The organism is Peptoclostridium sp. AF21-18 (assembly GCF_003478825.1).
GTDB lineage: Bacteria > Bacillota > Clostridia > Peptostreptococcales > Peptostreptococcaceae > Peptacetobacter.
Map to the genome: position 1 here is coordinate 1 of NZ_QUGE01000055.1, position 339 is coordinate 339.

Sequence of the window (339 nt, forward strand, 5' to 3'; positions counted from 1 at the left end):
AGAGCACTTGACTTTTAATCAAGGTGTCCCGCGTTCGAATCGCGGATAGATCATTTTTTATATATGGAGAGGTGTCCGAGTGGTTTAAGGAGCTGGTCTTGAAAACCAGTGATGCTTAACGGCACCGTGGGTTCGAATCCCACCCTCTCCGCCATATTTAGGAGAAGTACTCAAGAGGCTATAAGAGGAGCCCCTGCTAAGGGTTTAGGCTGGGTAACACCGGTGCGAGGGTTCGAATCCCTCCTTCTCCGCCAAGATAAATCGAGGTGTAGCGCAGTTTGGTAGCGCACGTGGTTTGGGACCATGGGGCCGGGGGTTCGAGTCCCTTCACCTCGACCA

At 52.5% G+C, this 339-nt stretch carries 3 tRNA genes; all 3 read left to right on the forward strand.

Annotated features, from left to right (window positions below):
- The first annotated feature begins 65 nt into the window (after nucleotides 1-65).
- The 3 genes from DWX74_RS10905 to DWX74_RS10915 all read left to right on the forward strand — a co-directional run bounded on the left by DWX74_RS10905 (nucleotide 66) and on the right by DWX74_RS10915 (nucleotide 339).
- Nucleotides 66-154, forward strand: a tRNA-Ser gene (locus DWX74_RS10905).
- A gap of 6 nt (nucleotides 155-160) precedes the next feature.
- Nucleotides 161-254: transfer RNA gene (locus tag DWX74_RS10910), tRNA-Ser, on the forward strand.
- 8 nt (nucleotides 255-262) lie between these two features.
- A tRNA-Pro gene (locus DWX74_RS10915) sits at nucleotides 263-339 on the forward strand.